This window comes from Kitasatospora putterlickiae (assembly GCF_039527695.1).
In the GTDB taxonomy this organism is placed as follows: domain Bacteria; phylum Actinomycetota; class Actinomycetes; order Streptomycetales; family Streptomycetaceae; genus Kitasatospora; species Kitasatospora putterlickiae.
This window is the reverse complement of the sequence record NZ_BAAAKJ010000418.1, coordinates 1-2,741: the sequence shown is the minus strand read 5'-3', so window position 1 is coordinate 2,741 and position 2,741 is coordinate 1. Positions and strand designations below refer to the sequence as shown.

The 2,741-nt window shown below is 71.3% G+C and carries 1 protein-coding gene; it reads right to left on the bottom strand.

What is annotated here, in order from left to right; translation table 11 throughout:
• Positions 1-100: 100 nt before the first annotated feature.
• The gene (locus tag ABD308_RS34970; protein ID WP_344343972.1) at positions 101-2,659 is read right to left on the bottom strand and encodes an ABC transporter permease; all 2,559 of its coding nucleotides are present in this window, start codon (positions 2,657-2,659) and stop codon (positions 101-103) included.
• Positions 2,660-2,741: the final 82 nt, after the last annotated feature.

The following is a 2,741-nucleotide window of genomic DNA, read 5'->3' as shown; positions in this document are numbered from 1 at the left end:
GGCGCGGCGCCACCTCCTTCGTCGGCGGCTTGGCCCTTCTCCCTTTCGGCACCGGCGCGCCCCTTCGGCTCGGGGCGGAAGGGGCGTGCCGGGGCGGGTGTCAGTCGGTCTTGATGCTGGCCAGGATGTCCAGCTTGGAGGCCCGGCGGGCGGGCCAGAAGGCGGCCACCAGGCCGACCAGGCCGGCCAGGGCCAGGAAGAGCAGCAGCTGGCCGAAGGGGAGCACGGTGGCCAGGCCCGGCAGCTCGGACTCCAGGGTGCCGTTGATCGCCCAGGCCATGAAGCAGCCGAGCAGGACGCCGACGCCGGCGCCGAACACCGAGATCACCACGGACTCCAGACGGACCATCCGCTTGATGCCGGAGCGGTCCAGGCCGATCGCCCGCAGCATGCCGATCTCGCGCTTGCGCTCGAAGACCGACATCGCCAGGGTGTTGATCACCCCGAGGACCGCGACGATCACCGACATCGCCAGCAGGCCGTACATCAGGTTCAGCGCGAAGGTGATGGTCTGGCTGAAGCGGTCCCGGAGGTCCTGGCGCGACTTGACCTCGATCACCGGGTTGGCGCCGGTGGCGTCCGTGAGCGCCTTCTTCAGCGCGGGGCTCTCCCCGTCGGTGCCCTTGACCAGGACGCCGGCCAGGTAGGGCTGGGGGTCGTGCTTGAGGATCTCGGCGTTGGCCACCACGGCCTTGCCGAGCAGTTCGTTCTTCTCGTAGACGCCGCCGATGGTCAGGGCGCCCTTGGCCTCCTTGCCGAAGCCGACCTCGACCGTCGAGCCGGTGGTGGCGCCGAGGCTCTTCGCGAGGTCCTCGTCGACCAGCAGCCGCCCCTGGCCGACGGAGGCCGTCGAACCGCTCGTCATCTTCACGGTGAGCAGCTTGTCCATGCTGTCGGCGTTCAGGCCGGTGATCGTCCGGCTGTCGCCGTTGAGCTTCCAGGACACCATGGTCTGCGGCGAGGAGGCGGCCACCCCGGGAGCCTTGGCGATCGAGGCCGGGACCTGGTCGGACAGGCTCATGTTGTTGGCCGCGCCCACCAGGAAGTCGGCCTTCAGCGAGCTGGTGACCGTGCGGTCCACGGCGTCGGCGACCGAGGCGCCGATCACCGTCAGGCCGCTGACCAGGGTCAGGCCGATGGTGAGCGCGGCGGCGGTGGCGGCGGTGCGGCGCGGGTTGCGCACCGCGTTCTGCCGGGCCAGCTTGCCGGGGGTGCCGAAGAGCCGGCCGAGGACCGGGCCGACCAGGGCGATCACCGGGCGGGAGAGCAGCGGCAGCAGGACGAAGACGCCCAGGATGGCGAGCAGCGCGCCCAACGCGACCGGCGTCCGGCCGTCGGAGTTGCCCTTCGAGGCGCCGAAGGCGACCAGGGCGATACCGGCGGCGGCCAGCAGCGAGCCGATGGCGTTGCGGACCATCAGGGACTTCTGGCTGGCGGGCTGGTCGCCGCTGCTCATCGCGGCGACCGGGGCGATCCGCGCGGCACGGACGGCCGGCAGCAGCGCGGAGAGCACCGTCACCAGGACGCCGACGACCAGGGTGACCGCCACGGTCATCGGCTTGACCACCAGCGAGGCGGTCGGCATGCCGTCGTCCAGCGAGGCGATCAGGGACTGCATCCCGGCGCCGATGCCGAGGCCGGCGACCAGGCCCGCCGCGGCCGAGACGGTGCCGATGGCGAGCGCCTCGATCAGCACCGAGCGGGTCACCTGCTTGCGGCTGGCGCCGATCGCCCGGAGCAGCGCCAGTTCCTTGGTGCGCTGGGCGACCAGCATGGTGAAGGTGTTGGCGATGATGAAGATGCCGACGAACAGCGAGATCGCGGCGAACGCGAGCAGCATGGTGCGGATGCTCTTGCTGCTCTGCTCGATCAGCCGCTCGTCCTCCGCCTTCAGGTCGGCGCCGGTGCGGGCCTCGATCTGCTGCTCCGGGCGGAGCTTCTGGTTCACCTCGGAGAGCAGGGCGTCCTGGCTGGTGCCGGGCTTGGCGGTGAGCACGATGCTGCTGTAGCGGCCGGGCTCCAGCAGTAGCTGCTGGGCGGTGGCGCGGTCGAACAGGGTGAGGGTGCCGCCGCTGTTCACCACCGGGTCGTCGGTGGTGAAGACGCCGGTGAGCCTGGCCTCCAGGACCGGGCCGTTGGAGCCGACCCGGACGGTGTCGCCGACCTTGTAGCCGCCCTTCTCGGCGGTCCTGCGGTCGAGCGCGATCTCCTTGCCGTTCTTCGGGCCCTGGCCCTCGGCCATCGGGTAGCGGGCGTCCTTGCCGTCCGGGCCGGGCGCGAAGTTGACGCCCCTGGCCGTCCAGGGCTGGCCGATCAGGCCACCGCTCTTGTCGGCGACGCCGGTGAAGCCGCTGACCACGCCACGGGCGCCGGCGGTGCCGGGCAGCGCGGCGAGCTGCTGGACGGTGGCGTCGGTCAGGGTGACCGTGCTCTTCTCGCTCTTCTCCTCGGCGGTGGTGGTGGCGCCGGAGGCGGTGTCAACGACCTGGACCGACACGTCGGAGTAGCTCGTGGAGTTGTTCTCCCGCATGGCCTTGCCGAAGGTGTCGGAGAAGACCATGGTGCCGGCCACGAAGGCGGTGCCCAGCATGACGGCGAGCGCCGTCATCAGCAGTCGGCCCTTGTGGGCCAGCACGTTGCGCAGTGCGGTGCGATACATGGGGTGTCCTGGGGTCCTGGGGTCAGCGAAGGGGCGTGCGGCGGACGCGGCGCGTCAGCTGGTGCGGCCCTTGGCGTCGAAG